Here is a 16,675-nt window from a genome sequence, read left to right as displayed (position 1 = left end):
GCCGGGGTACCCGGCGGTCGCGCGGTGTCGACCGGGTGCGACCTCAGTCCTCGCCCGGGGTGACCAGCCCGCACTCGTACGCCGCGATGACCAGCTGTGACCGGTCGCGTGCGCCCAGTTTGGACAGCAGGCGGGAGACGTAGGTGCGCGTGGTGGCGGGCGAGAGGTACAGCACCCCGGCGATCTCCTCATTAGACAGTCCACGGCCCACTTGTTCGAGGACTTCCCGTTCCCGGCCGGTCAGGGCGGCGAGCCGCCCGCCGTCGGTGACGCGGCGCGGGGCGTGCGCCAGCGAGTCCATCACCGTCCTCGTGACCGAGGGTGACAGCAGCGCCGAACCGTCCGCGACGACCCGGATCGCGTGCCGCAGCTCGTCCGGGGACACGTCCTTGAGCAGGTACCCGGCCGCACCGCTGCGGATCGCCTCCACGACGAGCTCGTCGTCGTCGAACGTGGTCAGCACGACGACCCGGACGGCGGCCAGCTCCGGATCGGCCACGATGGACCGCGTCGCCGCCAGGCCGTCCATCTCGGGCATCCGGATGTCCATGAGAACGATGTCGGGCCGCAGCTCGCGCACCCGGCTCAATCCGGACCGGCCGGTGGCGGCCTCCGCGACCACCGCGATGTCGCCGTCGCGTTCGGCGAGCGACCGCAACCCGGCCCGGACCAGCTCCTGGTCGTCGACGAGGACGATACGGATCATGTGCGTAGTCTGGCCGGTAGCCGGGCGTGCACCTCGAAACCCCCCTCGGCGCCGTCACGCGCGCGGAGCGATCCACCCAGGAGGGTGACGCGCTCGGTCATGCCCGCGATCCCGTGCCCTCCGCCGCCGGGCGCGTCCGTCCGGCCCCGGCCGTCGTCGGCGATCCGGATGTCCAGCTCACCGTCGTCGAGGCGGACGGTGACGCCGACCCGGGTGGCGCCCGCGTGCCGGATGACGTTGGTGAGCGCCTCCTGCACGACCCGGTACCCGGCGGCCGAGGCCGCTCCGTCCACGTCGGCGGGGTCGGCGTCGACGCGGAAGTCGGTCGCCAGCCCCGCCTCGCCGGCCACCCGTTCCAGGGCCGGCAGCGCGGCGAGGCCCACCGCGCCGTGGCCGTCGTCGCCCGCGCCGGGCGTGCGCAGCAGCTTGACGGTGGCCCGCAGGTCGCGCATGGTCGCGGCGGCGGCGGCGCGGACGCGCTCCACGGCCCTGGCGGCCTCGGCGTCGTCGCGGCCCACGGCCTCCGCGGCCACGTTGCCGTGCAGGATGATGACGGAGACCGCGTGGCCGACCACGTCGTGCATGTCCCTGGCGATCTGCATCCGTTCGGCGTGCACCCGGTTCTCGGCGGCGCGGGCCTGTTCGAGCGCGGTCAGGGCCCGCAGGCGCTCCTGGTGGGCTTTGGTCTCGCGGCGCAGGCGCACACTGACCCCGAGCGCGATCGCCGCCGCGACCAGCGCCACGTTGGTGAGGAACTCGTAGCTCGCGACGTACGCGGTCGGCAGGCCCTCGTCGATCCGCGCGTAGGCGGCCACGACGGTCAGCACGACGCCGGCGAGCACCGCCGACCGGGTGTGCCCGCGCTCGGCGGCCGAGTACAGGGCCGCGACGGCGGGCAGCGCGATCCCGATCGGCGGGAGCCCGAAGCTGTAGTAGGCGAAGATCGCCAGGACCGTCAGCCACAGCAGCATCCGGGGCGCGCGGCGGCGGGCGAGGACGAGCGCGCCGAACCCGGCGGCGAACAGATAGGCCGCCGGGCCGCCGCGGCCGGTGCGTTCCACGTCGGCGGCGATGACGACGGCGACGGCGAGCGCCATCGCCACCGCCAGCAACGCGTCGACCAGCCGGGGGTCGGCGCTTCCGGCGTGCGCGGAACCCGAGCGTGGGGTCGTCCCGGACGGCATGGTGCCAGCTTACGAACGCTGGCCGCCCGCGCAGCCGGGCGACGGCGTGCCCCGGCCTCGCCTGCGGGGGACCCCACCCCTCGTCCCCAGGCGACCGGGACGGTCGAGCCGGGCCGGACGCGCCCGGCCCGCGGGCGGCCCACACTCGGTTCCATGCCACCGGAGCCCGACCACCGACCGGGAGACCCGACCGGCCCCGGGGACCCCGACGTCCCGGCGCGGCCGCCGGTCAGCTGGCCGCTCGTGTTCGGCCTGGGCGCGCTCGCGCTGCTCTGGCCGCTGACGCGGCTCACCGGGCTCGCCGGGACGCTGGGCACGCCCGGCACGGCACTGCTCGTGCTGGGCACGATCGCGCTCACCTGGATCGGTGTCGCCGGTCTCGGCCGCGTTCCGCGGCCGGTGCTCACGCTCGTCCTCGCCGGCGCGGTGCACGGCGCCGTGCTCGTGGTGCAGTCGCACACCCTCGGCTGGCCCGGCGCCGGGGCGGACGGAGCGCTCGCCGCCGTCGCGGCGGTGGCGGAGGTCGGCCGATCCGTCCTGTTCGGACTGCTCGCCGGGCTGGCGGCGCGCGGCCTGCGGCGCGCACGGGAAGGCGGGCGCTGAGCCAGCGCACGACGAGCGACCCCGCGCGCCGGGCGGCGTCACACAGGGCCGCACGCCGCGAGCGCCACCTCCACGCTGTCCACGACGGCAGCAACACCCACCGCACCACCCACCACACCAGACAGCGTCACCCGACGCCACCGGCCGCGAGCGCCACCTCCACGCTGTCCACGACGGCAGCAACACCCACCGCACCACCCACCACACCGGACAGCGTCACCCGACGCCACCAGCCGCGAGCGCCACCTCCACGCTGTCCACGACGGCAGCAACACCCACCGCACCACCCACCACACCGGACAGCGTCACCCGACGCCACCGGCCGCGAGCGCCGCCTCCACGCTGTCCACGACGGGCAGCTCCGCGCGCAGCCCGGTCACCTCCAGGGGACGCAGGACCTCCCGGGTGGCCGCCACGAGATGCCACGGCAGGTCGCGCTCCCGGCACCGCTCGTGTACGCGGACGAGCATGCTCAGCCCGCTGGACGCGAGGAACGTCACGCCCCGCAGGTCCAGCACGACCGCGCCCGCCGCCTCGTCGACCACGCGCACGAGCCGCGCCTCGACGCTCACGGCGTTGCGGACGTCGATCTCGCCCGCCAGGCGGGCCACGACGACCGAACCCACCTGGTCCGTGGTGACACGACAGACTTCCGACATGGGAGGAGACCTCCTTCTCCGGCCACGTCCGGCATCGACCCGACCCCGCGAGGCGCGCGACCGTCACCGGCGCGCTGGAGAGAAGGACTGCGAATGGCCCCACATCGTGCCCACACCTCGCGGGCGCGGCTGGCTGCTCAACCGCAGTGGACCGAACACTAGCACCGCTATTCGTGAATCTCAGGTCGGGCACCTGCAGCGCGCGCGTGGCGGAGACCACAGTCGCGTCACCACAATGGACCTCCGGTCGCCACCGCTCCACTGTCCGGCGCCGGCACCGGCGGCGCGTTACCGTGGGAGCGGAAGGGAAGGAGTGATCACCGGACGTGACTCCGCACCACCACAGCGCGACGGCGGCGGGGCAGTCCCCGCCTCGCGACGTCCCTGCGCACGGGACGGGCACCGGCCGCTCCACCGGCGACGTCCTCGCCCGGCGTGCCCGGGCGGGCCGCGGGCCCGCGGAGGCGCAGGTCCTGCCCGGGCTTCCACCCCAGCCATCCTCGGTGACCCGCGCCCGCGACTTCGTGCGGCGCGTGCTCGCAGGCTGGGCGCTGCCCCGGCGCCGGATCGAGGAGATCGCCCTGGTGGCGACGGAACTCGTCACCAACAGTCTCGAGCACGCGCGGTCGGCGTCGGACCTCACCGTGCGGCTGCACCGGGGCACGCTGGTCCTCACCGTCGCCGACCGTTCCAGCACGGCCCCGGTGCTGCGGCCTGCCGAGAGCCGCGCCGTGCGGGGACGCGGAATCCGGCTCGTCGCGGCCCTCGCCGACGACTGGGGCTGCACGCCCACCGGCACGGGGAAGCGGGTCTGGGCGCGCTTCTCCACCGCACCGGCCTGAGCCCGTCCGGACCGGCCGCCCACCAGGCCCGGCCGCGGGTGACGGTCCCCGGACCGACGTGCCGACCGGCCACAAGGGACAGTGCCGGTGCCCGCGGGTGCCGGGCGGCGCCGGGAGCCGCTACCCGGCGGGGGCGAGCACGGTGGCGGCGAGGGCGTACACCGCCGCGTCGTCACCGCGGGCGACCGTCCCCGCGGCGGCACCGGCGTGGCGCTCGAAGTCGGCGCCCGCCGCCGCGGCCGCCCGCCCAGCGGCGCGCGCCAGGTCGGGCTGCTCACCGGGCGGCAGCTCCCGGCCGGTCCGGCGGCGCAGCTCGCGGGCGGCGCCGGTCAGCGTCGCCACGTCGAGCGGTGTGCGCGCGGTCACCGCGGCGCTCTCCAGCGCGTAGGCGACCGAGCGGGGATCACCGGTGCCGAGCGCGGCCCGCAGCGCCTCGCGCTGCAGCGACCGGCGCTCGGCGGCGTCGCCCACCACGCGCGAGAGGGCCGCGGCGGTGAAGGCGACCCCCGATCCCGACCCGGTGTCGCGGTACCACCCGAGCGCCTCGCGATGACGGTGCCGGGCGCGGGCCGGTGTCCCGGTGCGGACGTCGACCACGGCCAGGCCGTTCAGCGCGTAGGCGGCCAGCTGGTGCGACCCGAGCTCGCGGCCCAGCGCCAGCGCCTCCGTCAGCCGGGCGCGACCCGCCTCCGGGTCGCCGGCCAGGCCGAGGACGCTGCCGAGCCGGGCGAGCTGCCTGCCCCGCGCGTGCGGCCAGTCCCCGTGCACCGCGTACTCCAGCGCACGCAGGTGGTGCCGGGCCGCCGCCCGGTACCGGCCGTGGACCTCGCTGGAGTACCCGAGCACGTCCAGCGCCGCGAGCTGGCCCGCCGGGTCCGCCAGCCGCTCGAACCGGGACAGCGCCGCCGTCGCGGCCCGGTCGGCCGCGTCGCAGGACCCGCTCAGCAGCAGGCCGCGGGCCTCGACAAGCTCGGCCAGCGCGAGGCCCCAGACGTCGTCCGCCGCGCGCAGCGAGCGCACGGCGCCGCCCAGCAGCTCCCGCGCCGCCGCGCGCTCGCCGCGCTCGTGGTGACGCTCGGCGACGAGGACGGCGGCGAGCGCGTCGGTGCCCGCCCACGACGTGCCCAGGGCCGCGAGCGCGTCCCGCGCGTCGCGCAGTGCCCGGTGCTGGTCCCGGTCGTGCACGCTGAGCGCTCCCGCCCACGCCCTGGCGCGCAGGTCGAGCGTGCGGTCGGAGCAGCCTCCATTCCGGTACCGCACGAGCAGCTCGTGGATGAGCGACCGGCCCCGGGCCCGGTCACCGGTCAGCCACCAGCCCCACGCGCACCGCACACCCAGCCGCAGCGCGGGTTCCACGTCACCGGCCTCGGCGAGCCAGCGGAGCATCCCGAGCGGATCCAGCACGCCGGGACCGGCGAGCCGGGTCCGTGCCCTGCTGCGCTCCTCGCGGAGGATGCGCTGCTGCAGGGATCGCAGTTCCGTGGCCGGTTCCAGCCCGGTGGCCTCCGCGACCAGCCGCCGTCCCGCCTCGTACACGTCGAGGGCCTCGGCGCGGCGGCCCGCGGCGTCGAGCGCGCGCATCAGCTCCGCCCTGCCGCCCGGCCACAGCGGGTCCTCCTCGACCAGGAGGCGGCCGGCCGCGACGGCGCCGTCCAGGTCGCCCGCCTCCCTGGCCGCCGCGCACCGGAGCAGCCGCGCCGTGCGGTGCAGCTCGCGCAGCGCCGCCACCGCCGTCGCGGCGAACGGTGCCTGCCCGTGCGGCGCGTACGGCTCACCTCGCCAGAGCTCGAGCCCGGCGGTCAGCACCTCCCCCGCCGCCACCGGCTGGTCGGCCCCGAGCAGCCACCGGGCCCGGTCGACCGCGTCGCGCAGCAGGTCGTCGTCGGCCTCCCCGGCCGGAACGCGCAGCCGGTAGCCACCGGAGCGGAACTCCAGCCCGGCGGCCCGGCCGGGACCGAGCAGCCCGCGCAGGCGCGAGATCCTCGCCTGCAGCGCGTTGCGGCTCGGCGCATCCCGCTCCGGCCAGGCCCAGCCGGCGAGGCGGCTCGCCGGGACGACCGTGTTGCGGTGGGCCAGCAACGCGGCCAGGACGACCTGGTCCCGGGGCGCCGGTGCCCGGTGGCCGTCACCGAGGGCGACGGCCACCGGGCCGAGGACGAGGAAGCGCGGGCGCACCGGTCCCGGCGCGTGCCCTCGGCTGGAGCGGCCGCTCATGGCCGCATGTTACGCCCGGGCGGGTGCGTTCCCCTCGGTGTCGCGCCGGGACCGGCGGCCGGTCAGGAACCGGTCGAGCCCGTCCCGCACCCCATCGGTGGGCACCGTGGTCGCGAACCACGCGGCCTCGATCGCCAGGCCCTCGTCGATGGGCACGTTGATGCCCCGGGTGACCGCCGCCAGGCACGCCGCGACCGCGGTGGGCGCGTGCCGGACGACCCGGTCCGCCAGCGCCCTCGCCGCGTCCGCGAGCGCGGCGGCGGGCACCACCGCGTTGACCAGCCCAAGCTCCCGCGCGCGGTGGGCGTCGACGCGGTCGCCGGTGAGGATCAGCTCCAGCGCCACCTTGCGGCCCACATGCCGGGGAAGCCGCTGCGAGCCGCCGAACGGGGGCGGGAAGCCGAGCGTGATCTCGGGCTTGCCGAACGTCGCGTGGTCGGCGGCCACCGCGAGGTGCGCCGCCTCGGTGATCTCGCAACCGCCGCCCAGCGCCATCCCGTTCACGGCGGCGAGCACCGGTTTCGGGAAGTTCTCGATGCGCCGGGTCAGCCCCTGCCCGCGCGCGACCACCTCGCGCAGCGCCCGGTCGGCGCCGCCCCGGATGCTCCCGGCGAGGTCGGTGAGGTCGGCGCCCGCGCTGAACGCGCGGTCCCCCGCACCGGTGAGGATCACCGCGCGCGTGCCGGGGTCGGCCTCGCACTGGTCGAGCACCCGCCGCAGCCGGTCGATGGTGGCGTAGTCGAGCGCGTTCAGCTTCTCCGGCCGGTCGATCACGACGGTGGCGATCGAGTCCACCGTGGTCACCCGCACGGTCATCGGCGTCTCCCTGGTCGGTGTCGGGACGAGGGTGGCGGCCGCCGCTGACAGGTGGCTGACGGGTGGCCGTCCGGTGCGGGGTCGTCAGCGATCCGTCAGCGCGGCTGCGCAGGCTGACGGCATGTCCGTGCTCGGGTGGCTCGCGTCCGTCACCGCGCTCGCGTTCGTCATGGCCGTGACGCCCGGCCCCAACAACGTCCTGTTCGCGGCGAGCGGCGCGCGCGTCGGGTACCTGCGCACGCTGCCCGGCCTGCTCGGCATGACCACCGGGTTCGCCGCGATCATCGCGGTGAGCGGCGCCGGCGTCGGGGCACTCGTCGCGCGCAGTCCCTGGCTGCGGCTGGCGCTCACCGTGGGCGCGTCGCTCTACCTGCTGTGGCTCGCGATCCGGCTGTGGCGGTCCTCGGGACGCCCGGCGTCCGCCGACGGCGCCGGGGCCGTGCCGGGCTGGTGGCAGTTCGCCACGCTGCAGTTCGCGAACCCCAAGACCTGGCTGGCCAGCCTCGCGTTCGTCTCCGGGTTCCTCGGGCCGCACGCCCCGGGCGGGCGCGCGGTCGACCTGCTCGGCGTCGCGTGGTTCCTGGGAGTGGTGTGGTGCGCCGCGAGCGTCTGGGTCCTCTTCGGCGCGGCGCTGCGCACCCGGCTCGCCGACCGGCACTGGTCCCGCTTCAACAAGGTGCTCGCGCTGCTCGCGGCGAGCACGATCGGCACGTTCTGGCTGTGAGCGGCCGGGCTCACCCGGGGAAGCCGACCGCGTGGGTGTCCATGAACTCGCGGAGACCCTCGGCGCCCCTCGCGCGGCCCATGCCGCTGCCCTTGACGCCGCCGAACGGTGCCCGCTCGCCGAGGTGCGGGCGCGGGAGAGGTCCGTGCCGTCCGCCACGGTGCCGAACTCCCTGACCTCGGCGCCCGCCCGAGCAGGTCGCGCACGAAGTCCCGCTGCGCTGGGGCCTGCGGGTGGACAGCTACCCGGCGACGCCGCACGTCGTCGTGGGCACCGGCCGGATCGCGCGGCATTTCGCGGGCCGTTCCGGCCTGCGGCTGCTCGACCGCCCCGGTGATCCACCGCCGATCGTGGAGATCCTGTGGTGGCACGAGCAGAGGGAGCACGACGAGGCGCACCGCTGGCTGCGGCGGATCGTGGAACGGGCCGCGCGGCGCTCCGACCGGGCGCTGGAACTCCCCGGGCCGCCGGGCTGACGCCGCCCTCCCGGCCGTCCCGCGTCCGTGTGATCTCCCTCAATTCCGCGGTATCGCGCGAAAACCCGCCCCCGCCGGCGCGCGGTTCGTGGCAGCGTCGTCCGTGGGACACCACGGGGCGCCCGCGCGGCGCGCGAGGGATCGGGGGGACGACCGTGACGGAGGTCCGGTTCGGGGTACTCGGGCCGATCGCCGGCTGGCGAGGGACGGAGGAGATCGGGTTCGGCGCGGCCAAGCGGTCCCGCGTGCTCGCGGCGCTGCTGCTGCACGCGGGACGACGGGTGGACCGCGAGACCATCATCGACGTGGTCTGGGGCGGCGACCCGCCCCGCAGCGGGGTGAACCTCGTCCAGAAGTACGTCGGCGACCTGCGGCGGGTGCTGCGGCGCCTGGGTTCCGGCGACATCGTCGAGTCGGCGGGGCACTGCTACCGGCTGCGCCTGGCTCCGGAACAGCTGGACAGCTGGGTGTTCGGCAGGCACCTGGAGCAGGCGCGGGCAGCCCGCGCCGCCGGTGAGCCCGCGCTGGCGGGGAAGGCGCTCGACGCCGCGCTCGGGTTGTGGCGCGGCCCCGCGTTCGGTGGCCTCGACGCCGGGCCGGTGGTCGTCGAACGGGCCCGGCTGGAGGAGAGCAGGCTGGCCGCGGTGGAGGAGCTGCTGGAGATCCGCCTGCTGCTCGGCGAGCACGCCTCCGTCCTGCCCGAGCTGTCCCGGCTCAGCCGCGAGCACCCGCTGCGGGAACACCTGCGCGAGCTGCGGATGCTCGCGCTGTACCGGGCGGGGCGGCAGGCCGAGGCGCTCGCCGTGTTCGACGACACCCGCAGGCTGCTGGCCGACGAGCTGGGGGTCGACCCCGGCCCGGCGCTGCGCGCGCTGCACGAACGGATCCTGCGGGCCGACTCCGCGCTCGACGCGACGCCAGGGCGGGCGGCGGCCGCGCCCGGCGGGCCTGCCGGCGCCGAGGGCGGGGAGCCGCCCGCGCGGCAGCTGCCCCGGGACGTTCCCGACTTCACCGGCCGGGCGGACGCGCTGGCGACGCTGGCCCGCCTGCTCGCCGATCCCGGGCATCCGCCGGTGGTCGTGGTCGGCGCCCCCGGGGTGGGCAAGTCGGCGCTGGCCGTACGGGCCGCGCACGCCGCGGCCGGGCTGTTCCCCGACGGTGCCCTCTACCTCAACCTCGCCGGAACGTCCACGGAGCCGCGCCCGCCGTCGGCGATGCTGGCGGAGTTGCTCCGCGCCATCGGCGTGCGCGGCGCGGCCATCCCCGAAGGGCTGGACGAACGCGCCGCGCTGTACCGCTCCCACCTGGCGGAGCGGAGAACGCTGCTGCTGCTCGACGACGCCGCCGACGCCACCCAGGTGCGGCCGCTGCTGCCCGGCACCGCCCACTGCGCCGTCCTCGTCACGAGCAGGCACCGGCTCACCGACCTGGCGGGCGCCCGCGGTCTCGAACTCGGCGTGTTCCGCCCGGACGAGGCCCGCGAGCTGCTGGCCAGGGTCGCGGGCGCCAACCGCGTCGAGGACGAGCCGGACCAGGCCGACGCGATCGCGCGGTTCTGCGGCTACCTCCCGCTGGCGATCCGCGTGGGGGCGGCCAAGCTGGCCGGCAGGCCCGGCTGGTCGCTGCGGGTGCTGCGCGACCGGCTCGCCGACCAGTCCCGCCGGATCGGCGAGCTGCGGGTCGGCGACACCAGCGTCCGCGCGAGCTTCGAGGTCAGCGTGCGCATGCTGTCCGACCGTGCGGCGCGCGCGTTCCGGTCACTCGGGTTGCTCGGCGCGCAGACGTTCCCCGGCTGGGTGATCGGGCCCCTGCTCGGCGAGCGGAACGCCGACGACGCGCTCGACGAGCTGCTGGACGCCAGCCTGCTCACCGTGGTCGGCACGGACGCCGTGGGGCAGGCCCGGTACCGGCTGCACGACCTGCTGCGGGACTACGCGGTGAAGGCCGCCGACGCCGACCCGCCGGAGGCGCGCGCCCGGGCGGTCGCCCGCGTGCTCGGCGCGTGGCTGCACCTCGCGGAGAAGGCGAACGAGGGGCTGCCGCGCAGCGTGCTCGGGGCGGGCCGGGGGTCCGCGCTCCGCGTCCCGCCCGGCCGGGAGACCGAACGGCCGCTGCTGCCGTGCCCGCTCGCCTGGTTCGACACCGAGCGGATCCCGTTGCTGGGGGCGGTCGCGCTCGCCGCCGACTGGGGGCTCGACGAGCTGGCGTGGGAGCTCGCCACGGCGGTGGTCCCCTACTACGACCACCGCGGCAACCACGACGACTGGCAGCGCGGGCACGAGGTGGCCCTGCGAGCCGTCGTGACGGCGGGCAATCGGCGCGGTGAGGCCGCGCTGCTGCGCGGGCTCGGGCAGGTGCGGATCTACCGCGAGGACTTCGGCGCGGCCACGCGGACGCTGCGCCGTTCGCGGCGGCTGTTCCACGCGTGCGGCGACGAGCGGGGCGAGGCGACGGCGCTGGCGGGCCTGGCCACCGCCTTCCGGCTGACCGGCCGGTTCGACGACGCGCTCGGCCACGCGGTCGCCGCGCTGGACCTGCTCGCCGGGCGGGACCGGCCGGTGGAGGCGCAGATCCGCAACGGCGTCGGGATGATCCGCCTCGCGCAGGGCCGCGACGACGAGGCGGGCGCGTGGTTCACGGAGGCGCTGCGGCTGGCGCGCGAGACCGGGGACCGGCACCGGGAGGCGGCCGTGCTGCGGGACCGGAGCGGGCTGCACGTCCGGCGCGGCGACGCCACCGCGGCACTCGCGGATCTGCACCGCGCGCTCGCGGCGTTCGAGGGCATGCACGACGAGCGCTGCGTCGCCTTCACCCTGCTGGCGCTGGGTGAGGTGTACGCGGACACCGGCGACGGGTCGCGGGCGGCGGCGTCGGTCGAGCGGGCGATGACCGTGTTCCGGAAGGCGGGCAGCGACACGGAGGTCGCGGCGGGCAGGCGGCTGCTCGGGCGGCTGGGGACGGCGTCCGCCGCGCTCCCCGCCCGGTGAGGCCGCGGCTCCCCGCGGCAGGGACCGCGGGGAACGCCCCGTCGCGCGCCGGTGGGCGGGGCGCCGCGCGGCGCCCCGCCCACCGTGGACCACGGCCGTCAGTGGAGACGGACGGCGTCGATCTTGTTGTTCCAGTGGCCGCCACCCGGGTAGGCGATCAGGCCCAGGTCGGCGATGGACCCGCCGTTCCGGAGGTTGAAGACCCGGTCCTGCACCGGGAACGACCGGAAGTCGATCAGCGCGGAGTACGAGGAGCGCCGGTTGTACACGCTGGTCGCCTTGTCGCGGAAGTCCACATCCTCCAGGTGATGGGTGCCCGCGCGGACGAACCGGACCATGGCCGCCTGGTAGTTCTTGTTGGCCCACAGGCAGAGGTTGTTGGACGGGCAGTCGGACTTGGCGAGGGTGCCGAAGCCGGAGTCGGCCCGCGCGAGCCCCTCGGCCTCCCGGTAGGTGGGCAGGTCGTCGTAGCACCGGAAGTCGACGGGGCCCGAGACCTGCTCGACGCAGACGGTGGCACCCTGCCACCCCTGCGAGAGGTCGATGACCTTCCCGTTGTACTCGGCGGTCGCACCCGCCCGCTCGCCCGCCGCCCTGCCGGTGTCCCCGGCGCCGGTGGTGGCCTGGGCCGCGGTGGCCAGGCCGGCGGCGATGGCCGCGCCCGTGCCGATCACGGCCATCGCACGCTGCAGTTTCCGCATGTCGTCGTCGCTCCTTCGGTTGGTTCGGACAACGGCTTCCAACCTGGCGGCGGGCGCTGCAGAACCGCTGCACACCGGCTGGAGTTCCACGGAAGCCCGCTGGTCCGGGTGCGGCCAGGAGAGCGCGGGCACCTACGATGTTCGCGCATCGGTCACCGGCAGGAAGGAGGGCGCGCGTCAGGCGCGCACGCCATGTCCGCAGACTCCGATCAGCTCGGGTCGGCCGCGTCCGCGACGGGGGACGGCCGGCGAGCGAACGCCCCAGAGGAGACCGCCGCCGCCCGGGGCGAGCCCCAGCCTGCCGGGGAGGGCGGTGCGGACCGCCCCGCCGAGACCGACCGCGTGGTGTTCGGGGTGGCCGGCGTCCTCGCCGTCGCGATCGTGGCGTGGGGCATCGCGTCGCCCGGCAGCCTCGCTGCCGTGGCGGACACGCTGCTCAACGACGCCGTCATCCCGTACGGCGGCTGGGCGTTCGTGCTCGGCGCGAGCGCCTTCGTCGTCTTCGCGCTCTGCCTGGCGGTCAGCAGGTACGGTCGCATCCCGCTCGGCCGCGACGGCGAGGGACCCGAGTTCCGCACGGTGTCCTGGGTCGCGATGATGTTCAGCGCGGGCATGGGCATCGGCCTGATGTTCTTCGGCGTGTACGAGCCGGTCGCGCACCTGGCCGCGCCCCCGCCGGGCAGCGCGGCGCCGAACTCGGCGGAGGCCGTGCACACGGCCATGGCGACGACGCTGTTCCACTGGACGCTGCATCCGTGGGCGATCTACGCGATCGTCGGCCTCGCCATCGCCTACAGCGCGTTCCGCAAGCAGCGCAGCCAGCTCATCAGCGCGGTGTTCGAGCCCCTGATCGGCAGGCGGCGCAGCGCAGGCCCGCTGGGCAAGGCCATCGACGTGATGGCCATCTTCGCCACGCTGTTCGGCTCGGCGGCCTCGCTGGGGCTCGGCGCACTGCAGGTCGGCGGCGGCATGAGCGCCGCAGGCTGGATCGACAGCCCGGCCACCGGGCTGCTCGTCGCCATCATCGCGGTGCTCACGGTCGCCTTCGTCGCCTCCGCCGTGTCCGGTGTGGCCAAGGGCATCCAGTGGCTGTCCAACATCAACATGGTGCTGGCGGCCGTCCTCGCCGTGTTCGTGCTCGTGGTTGGCCCGACCGTGCTCATCCTCAACCTCGTGCCGAACGCGATCGGCGACTACTTCCGGGAGCTGGCCGAGATGTCCGGCCGGGCCGGGGTGACCGGCGGCGAGGAGATGCGCGACTGGCTCGCCGGCTGGACCGTGTTCTACTGGGCGTGGTGGATCTCGTGGACACCGTTCGTCGGCATGTTCATCGCCCGGATCTCCCGCGGCCGCACGATCCGGCAGTTCATCGGCGGCGTCATCGCGGTGCCGAGCGCGGTGAGCCTGCTGTGGTTCGCCATCTTCGGCGGCGCGGCGATCGAGCGGCAACGGTCCGGAGTGGACATCGCCGGTGCGGGCGGGCCGGAGGCCGCCACGTTCGCCCTGCTGGAGACGCTGCCCTGGTTCCTGCCGATCGCGGTGATCGTGATGCTGCTGGTGTCCATCTTCTTCGTCTCCGGCGCCGACGCCGCCTCCGTCGTGATGGGCACGCTGTCGCAGCGAGGCTCCGTGCACCCGCACCGGAGAATCGTGATCTTCTGGGGCGTGCTGATGGGAGCGGTCTCCGCCGTCATGCTCCTCGTCGGCGGCGACGACGCGCTGACCGGCCTGCAGAACCTGACGATCCTCGTCGCGGTGCCGTTCCTGTTCGTCATGGTCGCGCTGTGCGTGTCGCTCTACCGCGACCTGCGCCACGACCCGCTCATGATCCACGAGGACGCGATGATGCGGTCCCTCGAGGAGATCCACGAGGAGCGGACCGAGGAGCGGCACCGGAAGAGGCGCCTGCTGCGCCGATCGTGACTACCGGCTCCCAGTGTTGTCCACAAAGGATTGTCGAGGTGGTGACCTTCCGTAGCGTTGGCTCCACCCGTGTGATTGGTGCACCTGACTCGCTACATCGCTAGTGTCGGTGGTGATCACTTCTACTGGGGAGAGTTCATGACGGACACGGTGGTTCCCGGTGTCGCGCAGTCGGGTCAGGTGTTGCTGCGCCGGGCTGAGGAGTTCGCCGCTCAGGTGGCGCGCTACCAAGCGCTGCTGTTGGAGACGCTGGCGGAGTATCGCCGGTTGCGGGGCCGGGCGCGGGATGTGCCGCAGGAGGTGGCGCTGGTGCTGGCGGTGACCGAGCGGGCCGCCGCCCGGCAACTCGACCTCGCCGACGCGGAGGTGACCCGCCTGCCGCAGACCTTCGCTGCTCTGGCCCGGGGCGAGATCGACGCATACAAGGCGTCGAAGGTGCACGAGCCCACCGCCTGCCTGACCGACGAACAAGCGAGGGAGGTGGATGCCCGCATGGCGGAGAAGCTGGCGGGCAAGAACCCGCCGAACCTGCGCGCCGCCGTGCACCGGCAGGTCCACCGGGTCGACCCCGAGGGTGCTGCTGAGCGGGCCCGGCGCCGCCGGGCTGAGCGGCGGGTGGAGCTGATCCACGGCGAGGACGGCATGGCCACCCTGGTCGCCGACCTGCCGGTGGAGGTGGCCAGCAGCATCTACGCCCGCCTCGACCACACCGCGCGCAAACTCCGCGTTGGTGGGGAGGTGCGCACCCTGGATCAGCTACGCGCCGACGTGCTGGCCGACACCCTGCTGTCCGGCACCGGGTTGCCCGCGGGCCCGAAAGCCGACATCCACGTCTATGTCGCGAACTCCGCACCTGACCAACCACCGTGTCCGCCGCCTGCGCACGCGTGTCCGCGATCTGTGCACCCGTGTCCGCGATCTGTGCACGCGTGTCCGCCGCCTGCGCACGCGTGTCCGCGATCTGTGCACGCGTGTCCGCATCGCACGACGCAAACACACGTGCACAGGCCGCGGACACGGACAGCCGTCACCGACCCGCACACGCGAACCACACAGCCCGCACCAACGCAGCACTCCGTGCCCCCACGCAGCACTCACGGGACCGAACGCAGCACTCACGAACCCGAACGCAGCACCCGCGGACCTGAGTACAGCACCCGCCCGCCCCAACGCGGCACTCGCGGGACCGAACGCGGCACTCGCGGGCCTGGGCGGGTGCACGGCGCCTGACCGGCCGCACCCGCTGGTCCTGGCGGCCGGTTCCGGGGACACTGAGCCATGGCTTACGACCGGCACCTGGCCGACCGCGTCCGCGAACTGGTCGCCGACGAGGACGGGCTCGCGGAGCGGCCGATGTTCGGCGGCCTGGCCTTCCTCGTCCACGGCAACATGGCGGTGGCCGCCGCCTCGCGGGGCGGGCTCCTCGTCCGGGTCGATCCCGCACAGTCCGCGGCGCTGACCGACGACACCCACGTACGGCCGATGGTCATGCACGGACGCCCGATGCGGGGGTGGCTGCAGGTGGACCGGGAAGCGGTGCGCACCGCGCCCCGGCTCGAGCAGTGGGTCGCGCGCGGCGTGTCCTTCGCCCGGACCCTGCCCGCGAAGCACGCCCGCTCCTGACCGCCGGTCCACGCGCGCACCCAGAGCGAGACCACTCACCCGAAACCCGTCCGCGCGTCCGCGCGCCCACCCGACGCCGATGACACCGAAGCACACGGGGACGGTGTGGCCGGGGCCACGGAGGCGGCACGTGTGGGCCCGGGCCGGAGCGGGTAGTAGCGCGCCATGGTTCAGCCCGCCCACACCGCCCCGCACCCGCGCCGTGCCCTCTCCCCCGCCGTCGCCGTGCTGCTCTGCGCCGCCGTTGCGGCCGTCGCGCTGCTGCTGGTCAAGTGGCTGCCGTACGGGGCGAAGACCGCCACGCTGCTCGGCACGCACACGTGGGAGGGCGGCTCGCTGCTGGACACCGGGCAGGGGCCGAGCCTGCGTGCGGGCTGGGATTTCCTCGTGCGCTACGGCGAGGCCGTGTGGCCCGCGCTGGTCGCCGCCGTCGTGATCGGCGCGGCCGCCGAGACGCTCCTCCCGCGTGACTGGGTCGGCCGGGTGCTCGGCCCGGGCCGGACGGTCAACGGCGCGCTGCTGGCGGTGCCCAGCATGATGTGCACCTGCTGCACCGCGCCGATCGTCAACGCGTTGCGGCGCAGCGGCGCCGGCCTGCGGCCCACGGTCGCCTACTGGCTCGGCAACCCCGTCCTCAACCCGTTCGTCCTCGCGTTCCTGCTGCTGGTGGGCCCCTGGCAGTGGGCGGCCACCCGGCTGGCGGTCGGCGCGCTGCTCGTCGCCGGTGTGTCCGCGCTGGCCGGACGGCTCGCGCGCGGCGGCCACCCGGCCGGGCTCGACGGCGTCCCAGGCCTGCCCCCGGAGCCCGCGGGCAGGCGGTTCACCGGTGCGCTGGCCCGCTTCGCCGTCGTGCTGATCCCGGAGTACGCGATCCTCGTGTTCGCGGTGGGCGCGCTGCGGGGCTGGCTGTTCCCGTTCGCCGACGGCGCGGGCGTCCCCGTGCTGGCGGCGGTCGCGCTGGCCGCCGTGCTCGGCACGCTCGCCGTGATCCCGACCGCGGGGGAGATCCCGGTTCTGCTCGCGCTCGCGACGGCGGGAGCCGCCCCGGCGATCGGCGGGGCGCTGCTGATCACGTTGCCCGCCGTGAGCCTGCCGTCCATGGTGATGGTCGGCAGGGCACTCGGCTGGCGGGTCACCACGGTGGTCGGCGGCGGCGTCGCGGCCGCGGGCGCGGCCTCGGCCGCGCTGCTGACGGTGCTGTCCTGACGCTGTTCCGG

General features: G+C 75.5%; 15 protein-coding genes. 9 read left to right on the top strand and 6 right to left on the bottom strand.

Annotated features, from left to right (window positions below):
* Positions 1-43: 43 nt before the first annotated feature.
* On the bottom strand, positions 44-706 hold the full coding sequence (locus tag B0I33_RS00460; protein WP_106176483.1) for a response regulator: 663 nt from the start codon (positions 704-706) through the stop codon (positions 44-46).
* On the bottom strand, positions 703-1,890 hold the full coding sequence (locus tag B0I33_RS00455) for a sensor histidine kinase (RefSeq protein ID WP_106176482.1): 1,188 nt from the start codon (positions 1,888-1,890) through the stop codon (positions 703-705). Before B0I33_RS00455 ends, B0I33_RS00460 begins: the two co-directional genes overlap by 4 nt.
* Positions 1,891-2,043: 153 nt before the next feature.
* On the opposite strand from B0I33_RS00455, the gene B0I33_RS00450 reads away from it, so the two are divergent.
* On the top strand, positions 2,044-2,493 hold the full coding sequence (locus tag B0I33_RS00450) for a hypothetical protein (RefSeq protein WP_106176481.1): 450 nt from the start codon (positions 2,044-2,046) through the stop codon (positions 2,491-2,493).
* A 305-nt stretch (positions 2,494-2,798) separates the two neighbouring features.
* Here B0I33_RS00450 and B0I33_RS00445 read toward each other — a convergent pair whose 3' ends face one another.
* Positions 2,799-3,152, bottom strand: a complete 354-nt coding sequence (locus tag B0I33_RS00445; protein WP_106176480.1) for an STAS domain-containing protein — start codon at positions 3,150-3,152, stop codon at positions 2,799-2,801.
* Positions 3,153-3,478: 326 nt separating this feature from the next.
* Between B0I33_RS00445 and B0I33_RS00440 the strand changes: the two genes are divergently transcribed.
* On the top strand, positions 3,479-3,994 hold the full coding sequence (locus tag B0I33_RS00440; protein WP_106176479.1) for an ATP-binding protein: 516 nt from the start codon (positions 3,479-3,481) through the stop codon (positions 3,992-3,994).
* A gap of 120 nt (positions 3,995-4,114) precedes the next feature.
* Here the strand turns inward: B0I33_RS00440 and B0I33_RS00435 are convergent, their stop codons facing one another.
* Together B0I33_RS00435 and B0I33_RS00430 are read right to left on the bottom strand one after the other, a co-directional pair.
* Positions 4,115-6,208: an AfsR/SARP family transcriptional regulator gene (locus B0I33_RS00435; protein WP_106176478.1), complete on the bottom strand. Its 2,094-nt coding sequence runs from the start codon at positions 6,206-6,208 to the stop codon at positions 4,115-4,117.
* Positions 6,209-6,217: 9 nt separating this feature from the next.
* Entirely contained in the window at positions 6,218-7,024 is an 807-nt protein-coding gene (locus B0I33_RS00430; RefSeq protein ID WP_106176477.1) for an enoyl-CoA hydratase-related protein, read from the bottom strand.
* Positions 7,025-7,145: 121 nt separating this feature from the next.
* On the opposite strand from B0I33_RS00430, the gene B0I33_RS00425 reads away from it, so the two are divergent.
* From B0I33_RS00425 to B0I33_RS00420, 3 genes are all read left to right on the top strand, one after another.
* Positions 7,146-7,748, top strand: a complete 603-nt coding sequence (locus tag B0I33_RS00425) for a LysE family translocator (protein WP_146147433.1) — start codon at positions 7,146-7,148, stop codon at positions 7,746-7,748.
* 233 nt (positions 7,749-7,981) lie between these two features.
* Positions 7,982-8,224 carry a type 2 periplasmic-binding domain-containing protein gene (locus B0I33_RS29795; protein ID WP_181193127.1) on the top strand — a complete coding sequence of 81 codons (243 nt, stop codon included), beginning with the start codon at positions 7,982-7,984 and terminating at the stop codon, positions 8,222-8,224.
* Positions 8,225-8,379: 155 nt separating this feature from the next.
* Positions 8,380-11,211 (top strand): AfsR/SARP family transcriptional regulator, encoded by a 2,832-nt coding sequence (locus tag B0I33_RS00420; RefSeq protein ID WP_181193126.1) that lies wholly within the window; start codon positions 8,380-8,382, stop codon positions 11,209-11,211.
* A gap of 98 nt (positions 11,212-11,309) precedes the next feature.
* On the opposite strand, the gene B0I33_RS00415 is transcribed toward B0I33_RS00420, so the two are convergent.
* Complete coding sequence (locus B0I33_RS00415; RefSeq protein ID WP_106176474.1) at positions 11,310-11,912, bottom strand: peptidase inhibitor family I36 protein; 603 nt, start codon at positions 11,910-11,912, stop codon at positions 11,310-11,312.
* A 192-nt stretch (positions 11,913-12,104) separates the two neighbouring features.
* Between B0I33_RS00415 and B0I33_RS00410 the strand changes: the two genes are divergently transcribed.
* The 4 genes from B0I33_RS00410 (at position 12,105) to B0I33_RS00395 (ending at position 16,664) form a co-directional block, all read left to right on the top strand.
* Complete coding sequence (locus B0I33_RS00410) at positions 12,105-13,835, top strand: BCCT family transporter (protein WP_106176473.1); 1,731 nt, start codon at positions 12,105-12,107, stop codon at positions 13,833-13,835.
* A gap of 138 nt (positions 13,836-13,973) precedes the next feature.
* Positions 13,974-15,065, top strand: a complete 1,092-nt coding sequence (locus B0I33_RS00405; protein WP_106176962.1) for a DUF222 domain-containing protein — start codon at positions 13,974-13,976, stop codon at positions 15,063-15,065.
* 48 nt (positions 15,066-15,113) lie between these two features.
* The gene (locus tag B0I33_RS00400; RefSeq protein ID WP_106176472.1) at positions 15,114-15,458 is read left to right on the top strand and encodes a TfoX/Sxy family protein; all 345 of its coding nucleotides are present in this window, start codon (positions 15,114-15,116) and stop codon (positions 15,456-15,458) included.
* Positions 15,459-15,623: 165 nt separating this feature from the next.
* On the top strand, positions 15,624-16,664 hold the full coding sequence (locus tag B0I33_RS00395; protein WP_106176471.1) for a permease: 1,041 nt from the start codon (positions 15,624-15,626) through the stop codon (positions 16,662-16,664).
* Positions 16,665-16,675: the final 11 nt, after the last annotated feature.

It is taken from the genome of Prauserella shujinwangii, assembly GCF_003001955.1.
Lineage (GTDB): Bacteria > Actinomycetota > Actinomycetes > Mycobacteriales > Pseudonocardiaceae > Qaidamihabitans > Qaidamihabitans shujinwangii.
This window is presented reverse-complemented; position numbering and strand designations above follow the sequence as displayed.